Source organism: Halobacteriovorax sp. BALOs_7 (assembly GCF_003612895.1).
Lineage (GTDB): Bacteria > Bdellovibrionota > Bacteriovoracia > Bacteriovoracales > Bacteriovoracaceae > Halobacteriovorax_A > Halobacteriovorax_A vibrionivorans.
On record NZ_CP027772.1, the window covers coordinates 375,173 to 395,289 of the forward strand.

17 protein-coding genes and 1 tRNA gene are annotated in these 20,117 nt (G+C 35.4%); 12 read left to right on the forward strand and 6 right to left on the reverse strand.

Annotation, left to right across the window (positions count from 1 at the left end):
• Positions 1-40: 40 nt before the first annotated feature.
• From BALOs_RS01795 to BALOs_RS01810, 4 genes are all read left to right on the forward strand, one after another.
• Entirely contained in the window at positions 41-1,381 is a 1,341-nt protein-coding gene (locus BALOs_RS01795) for an MBL fold metallo-hydrolase RNA specificity domain-containing protein (protein WP_115362049.1), read from the forward strand.
• Positions 1,381-2,217 carry a restriction endonuclease gene (locus BALOs_RS01800; RefSeq protein ID WP_115362048.1) on the forward strand — a complete coding sequence of 279 codons (837 nt, stop codon included), beginning with the start codon at positions 1,381-1,383 and terminating at the stop codon, positions 2,215-2,217. Before BALOs_RS01795 ends, BALOs_RS01800 begins: the two co-directional genes overlap by 1 nt.
• A gap of 126 nt (positions 2,218-2,343) precedes the next feature.
• The gene (locus tag BALOs_RS01805; protein WP_120404136.1) at positions 2,344-4,449 is read left to right on the forward strand and encodes a hypothetical protein; all 2,106 of its coding nucleotides are present in this window, start codon (positions 2,344-2,346) and stop codon (positions 4,447-4,449) included.
• Positions 4,450-4,569: 120 nt separating this feature from the next.
• Entirely contained in the window at positions 4,570-5,220 is a 651-nt protein-coding gene (locus BALOs_RS01810) for a hypothetical protein (RefSeq protein WP_115362045.1), read from the forward strand.
• 42 nt (positions 5,221-5,262) lie between these two features.
• On the opposite strand, the gene BALOs_RS01815 is transcribed toward BALOs_RS01810, so the two are convergent.
• Positions 5,263-5,348 (reverse strand) — tRNA-Leu (locus BALOs_RS01815).
• 364 nt (positions 5,349-5,712) lie between these two features.
• Between BALOs_RS01815 and BALOs_RS01820 the strand changes: the two genes are divergently transcribed.
• Positions 5,713-6,861 (forward strand): hypothetical protein, encoded by a 1,149-nt coding sequence (locus BALOs_RS01820; RefSeq protein WP_240406487.1) that lies wholly within the window; start codon positions 5,713-5,715, stop codon positions 6,859-6,861.
• A gap of 73 nt (positions 6,862-6,934) precedes the next feature.
• On the forward strand, positions 6,935-8,842 hold the full coding sequence (locus BALOs_RS01825) for an alkyl sulfatase dimerization domain-containing protein (RefSeq protein ID WP_120404138.1): 1,908 nt from the start codon (positions 6,935-6,937) through the stop codon (positions 8,840-8,842).
• Positions 8,843-8,858: 16 nt separating this feature from the next.
• Here the strand turns inward: BALOs_RS01825 and BALOs_RS01830 are convergent, their stop codons facing one another.
• Both BALOs_RS01830 and BALOs_RS01835 read right to left on the reverse strand, forming a co-directional pair.
• Positions 8,859-9,809: an NAD-dependent epimerase/dehydratase family protein gene (locus tag BALOs_RS01830; RefSeq protein ID WP_115362041.1), complete on the reverse strand. Its 951-nt coding sequence runs from the start codon at positions 9,807-9,809 to the stop codon at positions 8,859-8,861.
• On the reverse strand, positions 9,809-10,723 hold the full coding sequence (locus tag BALOs_RS01835) for a lysophospholipid acyltransferase family protein (protein ID WP_120404139.1): 915 nt from the start codon (positions 10,721-10,723) through the stop codon (positions 9,809-9,811). Before BALOs_RS01835 ends, BALOs_RS01830 begins: the two co-directional genes overlap by 1 nt.
• Positions 10,724-10,799: 76 nt before the next feature.
• On the opposite strand from BALOs_RS01835, the gene BALOs_RS01840 reads away from it, so the two are divergent.
• A complete protein-coding gene (locus tag BALOs_RS01840) occupies positions 10,800-11,090 on the forward strand; it encodes a hypothetical protein (RefSeq protein WP_115362037.1) in 291 nt (96 codons plus the stop codon).
• Positions 11,091-11,096: 6 nt separating this feature from the next.
• Here the strand turns inward: BALOs_RS01840 and yihA are convergent, their stop codons facing one another.
• Entirely contained in the window at positions 11,097-11,774 is a 678-nt protein-coding gene (gene yihA, locus BALOs_RS01845) for a ribosome biogenesis GTP-binding protein YihA/YsxC (RefSeq protein WP_115362035.1), read from the reverse strand.
• A 53-nt stretch (positions 11,775-11,827) separates the two neighbouring features.
• Between yihA and BALOs_RS01850 the strand changes: the two genes are divergently transcribed.
• Positions 11,828-13,102 carry a sigma-54 dependent transcriptional regulator gene (locus tag BALOs_RS01850; RefSeq protein ID WP_120404140.1) on the forward strand — a complete coding sequence of 425 codons (1,275 nt, stop codon included), beginning with the start codon at positions 11,828-11,830 and terminating at the stop codon, positions 13,100-13,102.
• Here BALOs_RS01850 and BALOs_RS01855 read toward each other — a convergent pair.
• Positions 13,091-13,960: a flagellar basal body-associated FliL family protein gene (locus tag BALOs_RS01855; RefSeq protein WP_162929493.1), complete on the reverse strand. Its 870-nt coding sequence runs from the start codon at positions 13,958-13,960 to the stop codon at positions 13,091-13,093. The two genes, BALOs_RS01850 and BALOs_RS01855, sit on opposite strands and share 12 nt — an antisense overlap.
• Before the next feature lie 186 nt (positions 13,961-14,146).
• On the opposite strand from BALOs_RS01855, the gene BALOs_RS01860 reads away from it, so the two are divergent.
• The 4 genes from BALOs_RS01860 to BALOs_RS01875 all read left to right on the forward strand — a co-directional run bounded on the left by BALOs_RS01860 (position 14,147) and on the right by BALOs_RS01875 (position 18,610).
• Positions 14,147-14,830 (forward strand): hypothetical protein, encoded by a 684-nt coding sequence (locus BALOs_RS01860; protein WP_120404142.1) that lies wholly within the window; start codon positions 14,147-14,149, stop codon positions 14,828-14,830.
• A 140-nt stretch (positions 14,831-14,970) separates the two neighbouring features.
• A complete protein-coding gene (locus BALOs_RS01865) occupies positions 14,971-15,852 on the forward strand; it encodes a YicC/YloC family endoribonuclease (RefSeq protein ID WP_115362027.1) in 882 nt (293 codons plus the stop codon).
• 4 nt (positions 15,853-15,856) lie between these two features.
• Positions 15,857-16,420 carry a guanylate kinase gene (gmk, locus tag BALOs_RS01870; protein ID WP_162929494.1) on the forward strand — a complete coding sequence of 188 codons (564 nt, stop codon included), beginning with the start codon at positions 15,857-15,859 and terminating at the stop codon, positions 16,418-16,420.
• Positions 16,421-18,610 (forward strand): bifunctional (p)ppGpp synthetase/guanosine-3',5'-bis(diphosphate) 3'-pyrophosphohydrolase, encoded by a 2,190-nt coding sequence (locus BALOs_RS01875; protein ID WP_115362023.1) that lies wholly within the window; start codon positions 16,421-16,423, stop codon positions 18,608-18,610.
• Between the two features lie 48 nt (positions 18,611-18,658).
• Here BALOs_RS01875 and BALOs_RS01880 read toward each other — a convergent pair whose 3' ends face one another.
• Positions 18,659-20,116: a M17 family metallopeptidase gene (locus BALOs_RS01880; protein ID WP_120404144.1), complete on the reverse strand. Its 1,458-nt coding sequence runs from the start codon at positions 20,114-20,116 to the stop codon at positions 18,659-18,661.
• Position 20,117: the final 1 nt, after the last annotated feature.

Genomic DNA, 20,117 nt, shown 5'->3' on the forward strand with positions numbered 1-20,117 from the left:
TATTTGTAACATTAGAATAATAAGCGATATAATATCCCCTATGGATAATATGAAACTTGTATTTTATGGTGCCACTTCAACAGTAACCGGATCTAAGACATTATTAGAAATTAATAATAAGAAGGTTCTTGTTGATAGTGGAATGTATCAAGGTGATAAAGATTCTACGAAAAAGAATCAAGTTCTTCCCAATTTCAATATTAATGAAATTGATGCAATCTTTTTAACTCACGCTCATTACGATCATTGTGGCTACTTACCTGTGCTAATAAAGAATGGCTTTAAAGGCAAGATCTATTGTACAGAGGGAACACGTAAGATTGTTGAGCTTATTTTAAGAGACTCTGCTAGTATTCAAGCTTACGAGTTTAAAGAAGGTAAGTCTCAGTCAATCCTCTATGATCTTGATGATGTTGATGCAACTCTAAGTCATCTAAGGTCTGTAAGTTTAAATAAATGGTATGACAAAGGCTTTCGATTTATCTATGAAGAAGCGGGGCATATCCTCGGTGCCGCCAATATCACATTTGATAATGGGACAAAGAAAATATGTTTTTCTGGAGATGTAGGAAGAAGAGATGATCTAATTCATAATCCGCCACAAAAGAATATTCAAGCGGACTATCTTGTTTTAGAGTCAACATATGGTGATCGGCTTCATAAGAAAGAAGATTCTATTGAAATATTAAAAAAACATATTGAAAGAATAATTTCAACAAATGGCGTCTTACTTATCCCTGCTTTTGCTGTCGCAAGAGCGCAGGTTCTTATGTATCTAATGTCTGAGCTGTTTGCAAAAGAGCCTCAAGTAAAAATACCTGTCTATCTAGATACTCCAATGGGGGTTAGGGCCACAAGACTCTATATGGGTATGGCCGACTCGCTAAAAGTTGATCCTGAACAATTTAATGAAGCAATGAAGTCTGTGAAGTTTATAGAATATAGCTCCGATACAAAGAAGCTAGCTAGAACAAAGAAACCATTTATTCTAATTAGTTCGTCGGGAATGATAAGCGGTGGAAAAGTTCTCAAATACATGGAAATGTATGGAAAACATGAAAATAACACTATTCTTATAACTGGATTTCAAGGTGAAGGAACAATCGGAAGGAAGTTAGTAGAAGAAGAAAGAGAAATTTACTTACTTGGACATAGTATGGAGGTTAAGGCACATGTGGAGAAGCTAGAGTCTTTATCTGCTCATGCTGATCGAGATGAATTAATCGAATTTATTCAAAAAGTTGGGCCATCGTTAAAGAAAGTCTTCTTGAATCACGGAGAAGAAGAAACAGTTATACATTTTGCAAAGAGTATTGAAGAACGATTAAAGATTAAGACCATCAATGTTGAAGATGGTAAGACATATCTTTTGGATAGTTAATGAGCGCTAGAAAAAATAAAAAGCTTAAGTACTTAATTCGAAAAGTGAATCGTACGTATGAAGAATTTGATAAGAAGAAGTTTGCAAAAAGTTTAAAAGCTGCTGGTGTATCAAAAGAGGACACTGAAGATATTGTCAATGAGGTCTATCAGGGACTAGAGCCCCTGTCATCAACAACCAAGATTCATCAGCAAACATATCGAGCTTTAAAGAAGATCTCCAAAGTCGATGCTGCTAATTATAATATCAAAAGGGCCATCTATAAATTAGGTCCAACAGGTTATCCTTTTGAAGTCTTATGTGCAGAAATGTTTAAGGCCAAGGGGTACGAAACTCAAGTTTCTGTTTTAAAAAAAGGAGTGAATGTTCTACATGAAGTGGATGTTGTCGCGGAACGTGCTGATGGTGATATATATTGTGAATGCAAATTTCACAATCGCAAATATTATAAGAACGATGTGAAAATTCCACTCTATGTTCATTCGCGCTACCTAGATATAAAAGAGGCCAATCCAGAATTAAAATTCCAATATGCACTGATGTCCAATACTCAATTTTCTGAAGATGCAATCGCCTATGCTAATGGAGTAGGCTTGCTTCTTTATTCAATGAATTACCCTAAGAAGAATACTTTCTGCCAATTGATTCAAAAATATCGTATCTATCCAATAACAGCTTTATCGACTTTAAGGGCACGAGAGAAGAAGGCCCTATTGCAAAGAAATATCGTCGTTATTAAGCACTTAGAAAGAAAGCACCTTGAAAAGCTTGGTCTCTCAAAGAATGAAATCAATAAGGTCATGAGAGAAGTTAAGCTACTTCTTAAGCGAGATTAATCTAGAGATACGTAATTTTAAGTGTTTAGCTCTGGTAATTATTACAATTTTCCCACGAAATGATCGTGCTCAAACATGAATATGTCATAATTCTGCTACGCATCATCATTGTTTAGGGAGAATAAAATGAAAAGAGTAATGTCTGGAGTTCTTTCAGTTCTTATCTTGTCCACATCAGTTAGTGCTCATGCTTCTGATTTTGAGAGTTATGTGAGGACCATTAAGAATGCAAAACTAGATTCACAACTTGAAGCTGAAATCAAAGATGTTGTATCTCGAAATAAATTACCACTTACTCGTCCAGAGTTTTGTCCACTAAATAACACTCGCTCATATGAACAAGCATTAACAAGTCTAAAGAATATTGTAACGGTATTTAAAGATGATTGTTTTGATGGGAATGAGTCTTTAATTGGAAACCTTATTGATAGTTCAAATGAGTTAGAAACTGAATTAAATAAATTGAAAGAAGAGCAAGGAAAAGAAACGACAGATGTAATCCCAAGTAGTGAAGAAGTAACTGTAGATGGTATTCCTGTAGCTCAAGTAATTAATGGTGTTAATACGTTATTTTCAAATAATAGTTGTTCTAGTTTAGAGAGAACACCTTTCTTAGAACGATCAGCAGATATCATTCAAACATTTTCACAATTTGGTTTATATTCGCCATCTGGAATTACTGTTGCATATGGTGGATTAGCAGTTGCTTCAATCTTAAGATTTGTAAGCAATATCTTTAATGATAGATTTGAATTCGAAAATGAAGAAGATATAAATACTTTCGTAAAACTTAATTGTGCTTACTATGATGTTCGTAATCAGGTGAAAGCACTAGAGATTTTTGATATTGACACTCAAAGACACTATACAGACCGTGAGCTTTCAAAAGCACTTGTTGCACAAATTAAAAAAGATTATGAAGCATTAGCAAAAGCGAAAGAAAATGTTGAAGCAGAGTTTGAAAAGATTAAGTCGGCAGAAGTTAATAAGATAGATGCAGAAGTTGAAAAATTAATCTCAGGTCTCTATGAGAAGATGAAAACCCCTTTAACAGATCTGCCAGGAAAGTCTGCTCGCTATCAGCAAGCTGAAGTTTTAGGAGAGTTGGCTTTTTCTAAAGATTTATTAGAAGAGTACTTGGATTCTTATATTTCAGAGTCAAAAGGAGCTGATCGTTTCTTAAATATATTATTTAAGCAGAAACTAAGTCTTTTGGATAATCCTATGGCACTTATGGAAATGAGCGTGAAAGACTTTAACAAAGAATTTCTTGCTGATATGGCAAGCTCTTTCAATCGTGTTCTTAAAAATATTAGTGCAAAGAGAGAGAAAGCAAGATCAATATTTGATGACACATATATTATCTCTTTGGGTGATGAAAATATAACAGTGAAAGAGTATAAGGAACTATTAAAGAGTGAAGATCTTAAAAAGAGAGAAAAGAGAATCACTGATGCTTTAGCTGCAATTTCAGATGTCGACAATAGACTTGCTGCGATTATTGCAAAAAAGGAATACTCATCTGAAGACTCTAAGGATGGTGATCTAAGAGAAATTATTAAATCATTAGATATCATTAGAAATCATGTATACGGAAAGTACGGCCGTGAATTTGTCGATAAAATGAGAAGTATGGCAGAAGATCAAAATAAGAACTTTAATGATAAGTATAAGGATTTAGAGAAGCATTACAATATTAGTGAAACTGGTGAGTCTGATGACTTAGGCGAAGATAGAAAACTAAATGCTTGTGTTGATGTTCAAACAACTCGAGAAGTATGGGTTTATGCTCAAAAGTTATCAGAGCTTGGTTATGACTTTTTGGCCACAAATAATGATATCTTTGGAGATGCTGATAATAAGGATCGCAGAAAAATTAAGTCTCATAATGATTCAGCAATTCTAGCAAGAAGAATCATTACTGCTAGAAATTACTTAAAGAAAATCTCAATGCAAAGAGAATTAGGAAGAAGTGAAGTTGAAATTGAAGGAGAGACTTACTCATTAGAAGTTGCTGATAATGTTGCTCGTACGATTAACTTTTACGGTAAAGAGTTGACATTAGAAGAAGCCCAAGAGTACCTGGATGATAAATTTGGTCATAAGGGATTAAGAGCAGACCGCCTAGGTCAAATAATGATGGAGATTGTTAATAATCGCGATCGAACAGTTGGCCTACAAAAGTTTTATAAAAAGAATAAATGTTCTAATTTAACAACAATAACAAGGTAAAGAAAGGCCCTACTTTAGGGCCTTTTTTTTTACTTACAATTAACCTTCTTTAAGTACTCTGAGTCTTTTTCTATTGCTACAAGTACATCTAATTTTTTAATTAACTTGTATGGAGGGGAAATGAAAAGAGTTCTTACAACAACACTATTTTTATTAAATTTACTATTTGCACAAGGCGCTAGTGCTCAAACATCTGATATTTTAAATACTGTTGAATACGCACTGACTGACTCAGTTAAATCATTAAAGATACATTATTCAGCTCATAACGGAGCAAATGTAAAAGAGTTTTTAAGAGGACGAGAACTTGTTAACTCTGTTCTTAAGGGAATCATTGATGAAGGCTTTACACCAATTCAACCAACTTTGGATATTGGTATAACACCAGTTAAGATGCCTGAAGGATTAAGTGTATTAAAGGATGGGAAGCTATTTGTTTCAATTACAATTGATGAAGATACTTTAGAAAGAGTACTTCTTGACTATTTTAGGTTTGATACTGTTACAGAGGATGGAATTTTGTTTTTCCTACATAATAGCTCTAATACAGAGGAGTTTCACCTAGGAAAGGATCTTGTTTTAGCAGTAATTGCAAAGATTAAAGAAAGTGGATTTGTCATGGATGTTACAAACTTAGAAGTTGGAATCTCTCCTGTGACAATGTCTGGCGAGCATATTATTGAAAAAGATGGAAGGCTTCTAGTATCTACAGAAGTTAATCTTGATAATTTAGAGAGAACTCTTTTAAAATACTTTGTTTGGCCAAATTAATTATAAGAATAAAAAAGACTAGCATAAGCTAGTCTTTTTTTATGGTGCCTCGGGCGAGACTTGAACTCGCACGCTATTGCTAGCAACGGATTTTGAATCCGTCGTGTCTACCATTCCACCACCAAGGCATAGAGATACGTGAATCATCTTAATAAATACTTTGGTCTCGAAAATTCAGTCGGGCAAGTCCCTCCTTCTTTTCTACGAGCCAACTAAGCATCAAAACCGCTTTGCGCTTTTGCTGCATGTTGGTCCACCACCAAGGCATAGAGAAGATACGTGAGTTATAAGTCTATTCATATATGAAATATCAGTCAATTATTAATATCATTTGAAGCTCTCTTTGTAGTATGCAGCGTGTTGATGAGATTTATCCATGGCCTTGCTAGTATATAAATAATCTAACTTGAGGTTCCTATGATTGAATTCGATTCATTAATATATTTACTCCTATCACTATTTATTCTTTTCGTCTTATTTAGCCGACGAGTAATGACAAATACAATATGGACTGCGACTATGACTCCTCTGGCTTCGATTATTGGAAGTGGGTTTTTGATAGCTGCACCACTACTGAATAGCTTAAGTGGTAATAGAGCACCATTTTTAATGCTCATTCTTTGTGCTGCCTCTTACGGTGTAGGGGAAGTAATTCGTTGGAATATCGTAGATGTTGAGCCACGGCTAGAATCAAACGATATAGAGAACAGTAAACAAAATAAAATAAGAATAAATGAGAGGTTGGGAGAATGGGTTCTCTCCTTCGCTTATATCTTATCTATCACATATTACTTGTATTTATTTTCATCATTCTTTTTGCGTATGACTGGAGAGCATAGCATTTATGTAGAAAAGGGTGTCGTCACTCTTGTTATCATGTCTATTGCATTCTTTGGCCATCAACATGGTTTAAATTCGCTAGAAAAGCTTGAGTCGGTATCTGTTAATATAAAGTTATCAATAATTATAACGTTTCTTGTGGGATTAATTTCATATCAATTCTTTAATGCAGAGGGCATGAGGGAGGCCACTGAAGTTGCAAATGATCTCAGTTTTAATACTGTTTCTGTCGCATTAGGGCTTCTTATTATGGTTCAGGGTTTTGAAACAAGTCGATACCTCTTTGAAAAATATGATCGTCAAATGAGAGTGAAAAGTATGCGATATGCCCAGCTTATAAGTAGTTTGATTTATCTAATTTTAATTATTTTCTTTGTACCAGTTTTTCATGCTCATCCATTAAGAGGAGTGATTAGTGAGACATCAGTCATTGATATTGGGAAGTATGTGTTCACTCTTGCTCCAACGTTTCTATTCGCTGCTGCCATGGCAAGCCAGTTAAGTGCTGCGGTAGCTGATATGGGAGGTGGTGGAGGCTTAGTCTCAGAGTTGTCAAAAGGTAAAATAAAGTCAAGTAATGCGTATCTGATTATTGCGCTAATTGGAGTCGTTCTTGTTTGGTTCTTCAATATCTTTGAAATTATATCTTATGCTTCTAAAGCATTTGCTCTTTATTATTTCTTTCAGTGTGTTAGTAGCTGTCTAATACAGTACCGTCTTAATAGAAAGAAGTTTTTGTTCTCTGTTTTGATGTCTTTACTATGCTTGGTTATTGTTATCTTTGGCCGAGCTTATGAATAATTTACCTTTCTTAACTTATTGCATGTGAATACAGTTCCGAAAAAGTTTACGTAACTATAAAAAAGGAAAAGTTATGAAACTAGGATTTGCAATTGTATTTTTATGCCTAATCTCATTCTTTGTTGGACGAGGAACAAGTGTCATGTCGACGGCATTCACTGAAACCAAGCAGTATTTTAAAAACCCAATGATGAATGCTAAAGAAGATAAACTTGTATCACTTGAAAATGGAGCAAAAGTCACTCAAGAGACAAAAGATTATTTAAATCTTCCATCAGAAAGTGAGAAGAGAGGCTCTTATGATAAGTTGACAACAGTTAACTTAGGAAACGGTCTTTACACTATTGGAAGTGAGAGTATTGTTAACTCACACTTCATTATAGGAAAGGGTGGAGTGATCCTTTATGATACTGGTGACAATAACCACGACTCTAAAGAATTTTATAGCGAGATGAGAAAGGTTACTAATTTACCAGTAAAGGCGATTATCTATTCTCATGAACATTATACTCTTGGAGCTAAGTATATTGTTGATGAGGAAAAGAAGCGTGGTAATTCTTCCATTCGCATCATTGGTCATCCCAATACAAATAAAGAGATGCTAACTACTGGTGGAGTCTCAACTCTTCACCCTGAGGTTGGAGGGGTTCTTATGGCCAGAACCGTTGAACAATTTAATCTTTATCTACCTGATTCGGGTTCAGATGCTCGTTTTAAAAATACTGTTATTCCTGCCTCTTCTGGATTTGTACCTGTAAATACACCTGTTAAAGATGGTCAAAAATTAACAGTCGCTGGAATTCAGATGGTCTTTTATACAGAAGGAGTTGGAACTGACACTAATAATCAAGTTCTCGTACATATCCCATCTAAGAAGGCTGTTTTAAATAATGTCATGTGGGGCTGGTACCCAAATATTTATAGTCTGCGTGGTGGACGTTATCGAAATCCATTAGGATGGAAACAGTCAGTTGAGTTAATCAAAAAACTAAAACCTGAAGTTCTTATGAGTACACATTCGACAAGTGTTGTTGGAGCAGAGAAAGTTGCACAAAGGTTACAAAATTATCAAGATGGCCTGTCTTATGTTCTTGATCAAACTCTCAAGGGGATTGCTCTTGGTATGGGGCCTGATGAACTTCGCTATTATGTAAAACTTCCTGAATATCTTTCAGAAGAAGCGACATTGATTCAAAACTATGGCCCAATTTCGACAATGGCCCCTCGTATTTTTACAGCAATCTTTGGTCAATTCAATCGTGATGCGACAACTCTGTTTAAGCTTCACCCAAAAGATGAAGCTAACCGTATGGTAATGTCTATGGGTGGGGAAGCACGTGTTAAGTATCTTGCAGATAAGGCTTATCGTGATGGTGATTACCAGTGGTCTTGTCAGTTAGCACGTTATCTAGTGGATGTTAATGACAGTAAGGATAATCGTAAGATTAAGGCAAATTGTCTTAATGAAATTGGATATAGAAGTCTTGCGACGACAGCTCGAAGCTGGGCCCTTAGCCAAGCAAGAGAAGCTGAAGGTAAAACTGCAATAATTAAGAATGCACCAGCAGATAAGACTCAAGTTGTTAATAATGTTGGTGACTTTGTGAACTACTTTAGGATTAGAATTAATCCAGAGCAGTCAGTAGGAACTAGAGAGTTTATTTCTCTGGATTTTGGCAACGGTATGAAATATGGACTAAATATTAGAAATGCAGTTGTTGACTTTGTTGATGATCAAAAGAGAATCGAAAAGGAGAAAACTGTCGAATTAAGAATGAAGCCTGAAGTATGGGTGAGTATCTATAATAATCTCGATAATGTTGAGAATTTAATTCAGCAAGATCTCGTTTCTGTGACAGAAGGTTCAAATGAAAAAGCGATCTCTACTTTTTCTAAATTTGATATGATTTATGATTGGCAAAATGATCCCGCACTTAAGCAGCTCGTTGAGCGCTCAATTGCGAGTGAGCAAGAAGACTAGATTTTGTGCCCCTTCTTTAAGGGAGGGGCTTTCTTAATAGCGATAAAGTCTTTTTCGTATCGTATTTAAAAATATCTTTTGAAATATATTTTTGAATCTTAGAATTATCAATAACACATGAATACATAAGAAAGTCTAAAAAGTACCCCGGAAATGTCCATAGCTTTTTAAATACTTTAGAAACCACTCCTACAGTGAATATAGGAAATGGGATATTCTTTGTACCGATGATTTTCTTTGCTTCTTGTAAGGAGATTGTTTGGTCTGGAGCAACATTATATACACCTGTTGGAACTTTATCTAATGTTTCAAACAATATATTGGCCATATCATATTCGTGAATGAATTGAAGAATCGGATTAAAGTCAATTGGAACAGGTGTCATATGTGATGTTAGGTACTTTGTGATTGTATTATCAATTTGAGGCCCAATAATATTACATGGCCTTAGCACAACTGTCTCAATAGAATCTTGATTTTTCCACATCCAGTTCGTACATAGAGCATCAACTTCAGTAACATCTCTTAATTCTGAGTGTTTGATACTTGCTCTAAGAGGGAAGTCTTCAGTAATAAAAACTGGATTATCTGCAAGTGCTCCATAAACATGGTATGAGCTTAATAGGATATATTTCTTTACTTTATTTTTCTGTGCTAATTCTAAAACCTTATTTGTATTGACGAGACTAAAACTTAGGCGTTGTTCAATTGTTCCGCCTGGAGGGGTGAGACGTCCAAGTTGATAGATGGCATCGAATTTATTTTCTCTAAAAAGCTTCTCAAAATTTCTTCGAGTATATCTCATTCTTTCAAAAGAGAAGTTCTCAAAGTCGATATCATTTTTTAAGGCCCTTGTATCGATCCCTATGACACGACATTCACTTCTGCGTTTTGACAGAATTCCACATAGAATATTGGCAAGTCCACCAGCGGCACCAATGATAAGAATTGAAGGTTGCTTGTTCATTAATTTGCATCCTTTTTTTGATCTTTTGAGAAGATCCAAGGTCTTCTTTTTTCTCTTCCCTCATTAATCATCTCTTGAATTGTTCTTTCAATCTCTCTTATATGTGGTGTGATCAAATGGTCTTCACTTTCTGAGTTAATATCAGTTGGAAGCTCTATTGGTTTACCGACATGAATATCGATAGGAGAAGGTAGAGGAAAGTAATTGGCACTTATGGGTAATGCGGGAAGATTAAGTGCTTGGGCAACCCCTTTAGCTTGATATACATAAGGGAAAACTTCTTCAGCTCCAACAACTGCAACGGGAAGTATTTTAACTCCGCTTTTAAGGGCCATACGATAAAACCCTGTTGTAAAGTCCTGAAGTTTGTAAAAGTCACTGGTACTCTTTGATACTCCACGAACACCTTCTGGGAAGATGAGTAGAGATTCTTTTCGTTTTAAAAGATTTAGGCAATTGTCGCGGTCACCTAAGACTGCTCCGCACTCTGCAGACCACTTATTTATAAAGGGAAGTGCTGTAAAAAACCTCTCAACCATTGGCCTTAAAACTCTTGGTTTATCAACTTCAAAAGCAAAGGCACAGCCTATTAGTAGGCCATCAATAGCGATTTGTCCTGAGTGGTTTGAGATAACCATATAATGTTCGTCTTTAATATTTTCTTTACCAAAGAAGCGTACTTTAAAATAATGCTGATATATGGCGTAGAGTATTTCGATACTCTTTCTGGCCTTTGGGATATTTAGTCCCCAAGGATCTTCATTTTCACCGTATTTTTCAAGAAGTGCTTGATAAGATTTCTCAACTTGTTCTTTTTCTTTACTGGTAAGCATCTCTAAGTAAGCTGAGAGCTTTTTTTCAAGAACTTGTTCAAAACTAATGAATTTTTTAGTGAAAAAATCTAATGAAATCATACTCAACTTTTTGTAAGATGTTGCTATAACAATTATTGGGGAAACCCTTACTTTATTCTATCTGAAAGAGTGAATTATGCAAAAAGAGGAATGGAAAACCAAGATTAAGAGAATAGTTGATGACTGCTCTCAGGAACTGTCAAAAGCTACAGTTATTGGTAAGAAAATGCTTACTGCTTCTCATACTAATGCAGCTCTCAATGAGAAGTATCAAGAACTTGGCCAGCTTGCCGCTAAACATCTTCGTAGTGGAATATTAGAGTGGGAAAATCCAAGAGTTAATGAACTCTTAAAAGAAATTGAAGAGTACGAAAATCAGCTCGATCTTATGGAAAAAGATGTCTCAAAAATTAAATCTAAGAAATAATCTTTCTTACATTGAAGCTTGCTTATTAAGCTCATTTTGTAAGAGTAGATAATTTACAATGGCATCTTCTAGTTGTGGAAGACCTTTGCCTTTTAATGCCGAAATAAAGTGAATTTGCGAAACCCATTTATGTTGCTTAAAGATCTCTGGCTTTAATTTATTAAGCGCCGCTCTTTCTTTTTGAGTTTTTAGCTTATCTAATTTATTAAATAGTAAAAATGCTTCATGCCCAAAAGGAGCAAGGTAATCTCTAAAGACGAGGTCTGCTTTTTGATTTGGGTGTCTAGCATCTTGAAGATTAAGCATTAGATTCTGATCACCACAATTTCTAAAGAACTCATCCATTAGATGGGCCCACTGTGCACTCATGTCTTTAGAAACTTTTGCATGTCCATATCCAGGAAGGTCAAAGAGGTAAAATGGAGGTAAGTCCTCAACAGGTTTTCCTTCCTTTTCAAGTTGAAACGAAAAGATATTTACTTGTCGAGTTCGACCAGGAGTTTTTGAAGTAACTGCTGTATTCTTTCCAAAAAGAGAATTGATAGTTGAAGATTTTCCTGCATTAGAGCGCCCAATAAAGCTTACTCCAATTGGTTTTTCTTCATTTAACCATTCAACTAATTGATTTGAATCAGTCATTCCGTATTTGAATTTTGTAGTACCTCTGGCAACTTTATATTCCATATCTTTTATCTTCCAATTATTTATAGTGTGCTTAATTTCCAAGGAGTTATATCATGATAGAAGTACCAAAGTTAGATAAGCTTGTAAAAGATACATTTTGCCATTTCGGCCATCATATAGAAATTACACCACTTTTTGGACGAAAGAGGCGTATTGAGCTCAAGAGAACAAGGTATGATCTGGTTTTAAGTGGTCAGGATCTGATTATTTCGGCTACAAGTATCACTTTACCTAAATTAATAAATCCTGATGAAGGTCTTGAAGTTAAATTTCGCATTAGTTTAATTCCAACAAATATTGGGGATATTTACAGTATTTCATGTAATCAAAAGGGAGGAAATCTTATAAAGGTCAATGGTGTTTATACTTCTCATGCATATCTAAGAATTGGAGATGAAGTTATTATTGGCCGCAATAAACTTAAGATTAAGGCTCCAATAAATTGTGATTCCTATGATCGCTCTCATTCAGAATTAATTAACTCAATTCATCCCAGCCTTAATGTTTTAATTGAAGGTGAAACAGGAACAGGAAAATCATTTCTGGCCAAAAAACTACATGAAGAAAGCCAAGTTAAAGGGGAGTTTGTTCATTTAAATCTAAGTGCCTTTGGAAAAGGAACTCTTGAATCAGAATTATTTGGTCATCGAAAAGGGTCTTTTACTGGAGCAGTAAATGATAAGGATGGAGCATTAAAACGTGCTAATGGAGGAACTCTTTTTTTAGATGAGATTGATTCGATATCAAAAGAGCTGCAAACTAAATTGCTACTCTTTCTCGATGATGGGCTCTATTATCCTGTTGGAGAGAATCAACCACAATATGTGAAAACTCGTCTTATTGTTTCTTCTGGTCAAGATTTATTAAACTTAGTGAATAAGGGAGAGATGCGCAGAGACTTCTATTATCGAATCAGTTCTGAGGAAACTATTTTCTTAAAGCCTCTTCGTAAAAATAAAGACAGGCTACAAGATATTCTAGATTCATATGAGATGAAATTTGGAATTACAATTCATCCTAAATTGAAAAGTTTTTATCATGGATATGAATGGCCTGGTAATATAAGACAAATCAATGCTCATATAAAAAAGAAGAAAATTAAATCAAAGGGAAGTTTACTAACATATTGTGAAATTGATGAAGCACTTTTGAAGCTTACTTGTAAAAGTAATCTCGTTTCAGATATCGAAGAAAATCTTCCGAGTTATCGAGAACTTAAATATCAGTACTTTTTAAAGGTTTATAATCGTTGTCATCAAAATGTAAAGGCGACATCAAGGTTATTGAAGGTATCAGATCAGACCGTTCGTTCCGTTCTAGCCATTTAAAATTGAGTGAATGAATACTTCATCGACACGGCCTTCGATCTTTAAGTCTTCTATGAGATGATTAACTTCTCTGCGAATTTTTTCCTTAATAATCTTCTTTCCCTCTGGTTCGAGAGGAAAGTTAGGTACGACGGCCTGGAGAGAAGAGTTTAATCGATCGCGTATCATGATCTCGTTTTCTGGCTTGTAGAAGTAACGAGCGGTGTAGCGATTATTAGTTTTAAGTGAAACATCAATTTGTAAGTTCTTCATTCCATTTCTATTCTTGATATAAATTGGAATATAGACATTCCTTAGAAAGATTCGTTGTTTTTGAATATTGCGAAATCTTGTTCTTCCCCATCTTTCTTTGTCTTCTTTAGATACACTTGCAATTTTTCTAACTTGCTTTGGGGATGTTTTATCAGCAATTTCTTTTACATTTTGATAAACAGAAATTCCTCCAAGTGAAAAGACTGTAAGGGTACAAGTAAGACCTACTGCTTTTGCTGGAGATAGTGCAGCAACTTTTGCGACAATATTCTTTGATACAAATTGCTGTGTACTTTTATACATTAGGAGAGGAAGTTCTCCCGTTAACTTAAAGCCTTTTAGAGATGCTACTAGTTTCGCCGCAGACTCTTTCTTGGCCATTAGAAAACTGATAATGATGGCAAGCTTTGCCATAAACCAACGTTTTCCATTTTCTTTAAAGAAAAGAGGGATCTTTGCAAAGGTTGCAAAGAATTTACTAATAGAGTTCTTAATTCCAAGATATGTATTTTTGAAACTATTGGGCGTTAACTTCTTAAAGAAGTTAACAAGCTTAATTAAAAGCCCATTGATTAAATTTTCAATTTTGACCCATTTGTCCATCATATGGAAAATCCCCATTATTCTCTCTAATTCTTATCGGTAGGAAATGAGATTTCCTAAGTATTCCTGAGTAAAACATTTAGCTAGGTAGATTTTGCTGAAATTGAGCTAAATGTGGGCAAATTTTAAGAATTTCACCTATTTTCACCGTAAAGTGCAGAAGATGGGGGAGATAAGTAAGGAGAAATTATGCTTAAAGCATTAACACTACTTTCATTAATAGCAATCGTTTCGTGTGGGCCAATTTCTATGGACCGTCGTTTCTTAAATGAGATGGGAACAGAAGAAGATGATGGATTTGCACTTTTTAGCCCAGGAAAGGCCTTTGATACAGTTGGGGGCGATCCAAGTTATGAACGCTATACTCGTGAAGAGATGATGGAGAGAACTCCCGCAAGTGAAGAAGATTATCCAGAGTGGACCCAGGATCGAAGGCTTAAGCGTGAGCTACAAGGTAAGCTTAATAGCCTAAGGCCAGCTGATCGCGAAGAGTTTTATCGTAAAGAGCGCTACTTTGAAAATGATTCACAAAAGCTCTATTATTTAAGTTTAGGGCGATATGAACAAAAGAAGTATGATGAGAATCTATATGCTTACCGCAATCAAAGAAATTTTAGACATAATAGAAAGACGAGCGCAAAAAGTCGTAATTTAGCTTCAGTTTTTCATTATTCACCAAGAGCACAGGCACATCGTGAAATCGAGATCGGAATGGATAAGAAAGCCGTTATACAGAGATGGGGAAATCCACACCGAGTTGATACGGCCGGTAATCCTAGACTTGGCAATGAGCGTTGGACTTTCTATGAGAATGGGGACAGTAAATATGTCTTCTTTAGTAAAGGCAAGGTTGATGGATGGACTTTAGAGTAATCTAAGAGGCCAATTCAGCAGCAATAGATTTGATATGGACTGCGTTATAAATAAGCTAGTAAATATTGAATATTATTATAAAGCTTGTTGTTGATAAGGTCTTTTAATTAGGTTAAAAAAGTCATTCATTGGGAGAGGAAATGGCCAAAGAAATACATTCAATGACTGGTTTTGGTAAAGGCGAAGCTGGAGATGACAAACTTCAATTAACTGTTGAGATTAAGACAGTTAATCACCGTTTTAAAGACATTAGATTTAAGATGTCCTCACTTTTTAATAGTACTGAATTAGAAATGAGAAATCGCATCGCTAAAAACTTTAAGCGAGGAAGTTTTGATATTAATGTCAATTACAAGAAGCTTGAAACTAAATCACGTTTTGATGATATCGATAAAGAAAAAGTGAACGCATTTGTTAGTTCCATGAAAATTTTGGCCGATGCTAATGATGTTCAACTTGATATCAAACCGACAGATTTCTTAAGAAATGAATTCATGAAAGAAGTGGATGAGTCTTCTATTGAAAAAATGTCGAGCTATGCCTTAGAGGCGCTAGATTTGGCGATTGAAAATTTAAAAGAGTCACGTCGAAGCGAAGGCCAGAAGATGCTGAGTGTAATTGAAAAACACCAACAAGCATATGAAAGCTTTTTTAAGGTAGTCACAGATAAATCTCAAGAATTTCAAGATACAGTAAAAGAAAGATTAGAAAAGAAGTTTGAAGAATACAAAACTTCAATGCCTACAGATGAGCCTCGCTTTATGCAGGAAGTAATCTTCTATCTTGAGAAAATGGATATTCACGAAGAAATTAACCGAATTAATGCCCACCTGACGAAGTTAAATGATATTCTATCTAAAGGTGGAGAAGTTGGACGTCAACTGGACTTCTTAGTTCAAGAGTTGAACCGAGAAACAAATACAACTGGCTCGAAGTCAACGATACAAGAGATCTCTGAAGCCGTTGTTCAAATGAAGGTTCAACTTGAGAAGATTCGTGAACAAGGATTAAACCTCGAGTAATATGATGAATAAAGGAAAGATAATCGTAATTGTTGCTCCATCGGGCTCAGGTAAATCGACGCTTATAAAGAGAATTAAAGCGGAGTTTCTTGATTTACTTGAATCTGTGTCTTTTACAACTCGTAAAGCACGAGAAGGTGAAATAAATGGACAGCATTATAATTTCATCTCAGAACAAGAGTTTCTTGATCGTAAAGAAAATGATGAATTTCTAGAATGGGCCAAGGTTCACGGGAATTATTATGGTACTTCAAAGAAGTTTGTTGAAGATGAGATTTCAAAAGGTCACAACTTACTTTTTGATCTTGATATTCAAGGAACTGATTCTTTTAAAGAATACTTTGGAGATCGCGCAAGAGTAATCTTTATTGCTCCTCCTAGCATTGAAGCTTTAGAAAATAGGCTAAGAGGTAGAGGGACTGAGACAGAGGAGAGTCTTAATATTCGTCTTGAAAATGCGAAGAGAGAATTACTTCGTAAAGATGACTATGACTATCTTGTCGTAAATGACGAATTAGAAAAAGCATATTTAGACTTAAAAGATATTTTTGAAGGAATCCTTAGATAAATGTACCAGCAACTTGATTTCACTCACGAGCGTGAATTAAATATTGATGAACTTTGTCGACGTGTCGAAGCCTATTATCCCGATGCGAACTTTACTCTATTGAGAAAAGCGTATCTCTTTGCTGAAAAATCACATGAAGGGCAAATGCGAAGCTCTGGTGAAAAGTATATTATTCACCCATTAAATGTAGCAGCGACTTTAGTTAAGTTACACATGGATTTGGATACTATCATTGCAGGTCTTTTACACGATGTTGTAGAGGATTGTAATGTAACACCAGAAGAGATTGAAAAAGAGTTTACGACAGAGATTGCACAAATTGTTGTTGGCCTGACAAAGATTTCAAAAATGAAATTTAAGTCAAAGGAACAATCTCAAGCAGAAAACTTTCGTAAGATGGTTGTAGCAATGGCCCAGGACTTAAGGGTTATTATTGTTAAGCTTGCAGATAGAATGCACAATATGAAAACACTTCAATATGTGCGTGAAGAAAAGCAAAAAAGAATAGCTGAAGAAACTCTGGATATTTATGTTCCATTAGCTTCAAGACTCGGTATTAACTCAGTTAAGATTGAACTTGAAGATATCTGTCTTCGCTATTTACATCCAGATGTATATTATCGCTTAGCTGAAAAAGTTGCGATGAAGAAGTCTGAACGTGAAAATTATATTGGTGAAACGATAGGTGTTGTTACAGAAAAGCTATTTGAGTATTCTGTAAGGGCCGATATTACAGGACGCTCAAAGCACTTTTATTCAATTTATAAGAAGATGGTTTCTCGTGGTGTCGATTTTGAACAAATCCACGATATCCTTGCTTTTAGAATTATCGTAAATAATATCACTGAATGTTATAAGGCCCTTGGGATTATTCACTCGGCTTTTACTCCAATTCCTGGTCGTTTTAAAGATTATATCGCTATTCCAAAAGTTAACAATTATCAATCTCTTCACACGACAGTTGTCGGGCCTAAGGCAGAGAGAATTGAAATTCAAATTCGTACCCAGGAAATGCACGAAGTTGCTGAACGAGGGATTGCGGCCCACTGGAAGTACAAAGAGGGTGTCTCATCAGGTAAAACTAAACTTGATTGGGTACAAGAACTTCTTGAGTATAATAAAGATACAGACAATAGTTCTGAATTCATGTCACATGTTAAAAACGACTTAGATGTCGGTGGAGTCTTTGTCTTTACTCCAAATGGTGATGTTTTCGAACTACAGGATAATGCGACACCACTAGATTTTGCTTATCGTGTACACACTGATATCGGAAATCGCTGTGTTGGTGCAAAAGTAAACGGAAGAATGGTTCCACTAAAATATTCTCTAAGGTCTGGGGATACAATTGAGATTCTAACTTCTAAGACTCAAACACCAAATAAAGACTGGCTTAATATTGTAAGATCATCAAAGGCTAAGGCCAAGATCAAATCTTATCTTTTAAAAGCTGAACGTGAAAGAAATATTGAAGTTGGTAAAGAAACTTTAGATAAAGCATTTAAAGTTCTAGGAACAAGCTTAAAAGCGGTTCTTAAAAGAAATGAATTAGATAATGCAAAAGAGAAGCTTTCTAATATAAAAACTTTTAGTGAAATCTACAATAACGTTGGAGCAGGTAAGCTTCACGTTGATAAGGTTATTGAATGTATTCCTGGCCTAAAAGATGATCACGATAAAGACGAAACAAAAAAGAAAGAGATTGATACTCTTTCTACGACAATTTCTAAAACGGCAAAGAGACGAGCCCATAAAGATAATGCGGTTATCGTTGATGGTCTTGATGATTTAATGGTTAGAATGGCCCGTTGTTGTAATCCAATTCCAGGTGATCCGATTATTGGTTATATCACTAGAGGACGAGGGATTACAATTCACCGCTCAGATTGTACACGTTATGATGTTGGTGATGTTGGAAGACAAATCGCTGTAGAATGGAATGAGAATTTCAGCTTTAAGCATCCTGTAAATATCAGAGTTCTAACACATGATCGCCCAGGTATCCTTTCGATGATCTCAAAAGAGCTTGGTAACTTAGGGGTTAATATTCGCTCTGCTGTTGCAAGGTCAACGCAAGATAGAAAGGGAAGTTTAGTTTTTGAAATTGAAGTAAAAGATTATTCTGAACTTTTAAAGACCATCTCGGGTCTTGAGGCACTAGATGCCGTAATTTCTGTTACAAGGGGATAGCCCTTTTAAGATAAAAAAAGCAGGCCATAAGCCTGCTTTTTTTTATACCTAATTTTTAAAGTAACCAATTAGCGTTTCAACACCTTGACCAGATCCACCTTGTTGAACAAGTGATGGCCTAAATCCTGATGTCCAACCGAAGATATCAAAGTGTGCCCACTTTGTATCACCAATGAACTTTTCTAAGAAAAGAGCAGCACCAATTGAGCCACCTTTAACCTTAGACATATTATTCATATCTGCAAAATTCGATTTGAATCCTTTATAATATGGACGGTAAAGAGGCATACGCCATGAAAGATCACCATTTGCTTGTGATGCTCTTAAAAGCTTATCAGCGAGTTCATCATCATTTGCAAACATGCTTGTAACAAAATCACCCATTGAAACTTTTGCTGCACCTGTAAGAGTTGCGAAGTCGATAAGTACTTCAGGTTTTTCTTTTTGAGTGATTGCAATATCCATTGCATCTGCAAGAGCTAGTCTTCCTTCTGCATCAGTGTTTCCAATTTCAACTTTAAGCCCATTACGAGAAGTGTAGATATCTCCTGGACGTGAAGCGTGTTCATTAATTGCATTTTCTGCAAGAGCTAGATAGATATCAACTTTCTTTTTAACTCCTGAATTCTCAAGCCATGTAGCAAAGCCCATAACTGTTGCTGATCCACCCATGTCTTTTTTCATAACACCCATACCGGCGCCACTTTTAACATTAAGTCCACCACTATCAAAAGTGATACCTTTTCCAACGATTGCAGTAGGTTTTCCCTTTGCTCCTGCTGGCCTATATTTTAAATGAACAATTCTTGGAGGATTTGCAGCAGCTTGTCCAACACTTAGGATTAGACCGCACTTTTCTTTTTCTAGCTTCTTTTCATCGTAGACAACGACTTTCATTGTTGAAGACTTAGCAAAGTGTTTCTTCACAGCATTTGTATAAGTTACTGGGTTAAGTAAATTTGCTGGAAGGTTTACTAGGTGTCTTGCTGTATTAATTGACTGAGCAATGGCCAGTGCTTTATCAGCAATTGATTTTTTAACTTTCTTCCCATCATCTAGGAATGTAATTGAACCATGACTTAACTCTTCGTTGTAACGATATAGTGCAAGTTCTAAACCAACGATTGCACCAGTTACCATTTCTTCATCTAATCCAAAGAAATTGATTTCAACTTTCTTAGAGCGCTCTTTCTTAATGCTTCCAACAAGAGAGCCTAGGGCCTCTCTGGCAATAGAGTAATTGCTGTCAGCAATGAGGTTATAGTGTTGATCTTCTTGGTTTTGAGTGTCGATAACCTTAAAGATAATTGGTCCTTCACTACCAAGGATACTAACTTCTTTCTCATCTCCAATTCTCTCAATAATCCATTCTGGAATACTTTCTGAATGAGTAATTTTACTGTCTTTAAGAGCTTCAGTAGTTAGAAGATAAACTTTTGTTACTGTTGAACGTAGGTTTTTTGCGGCACTTTTCTTAGTTGCCATAATTGATGGAACGATATTCATT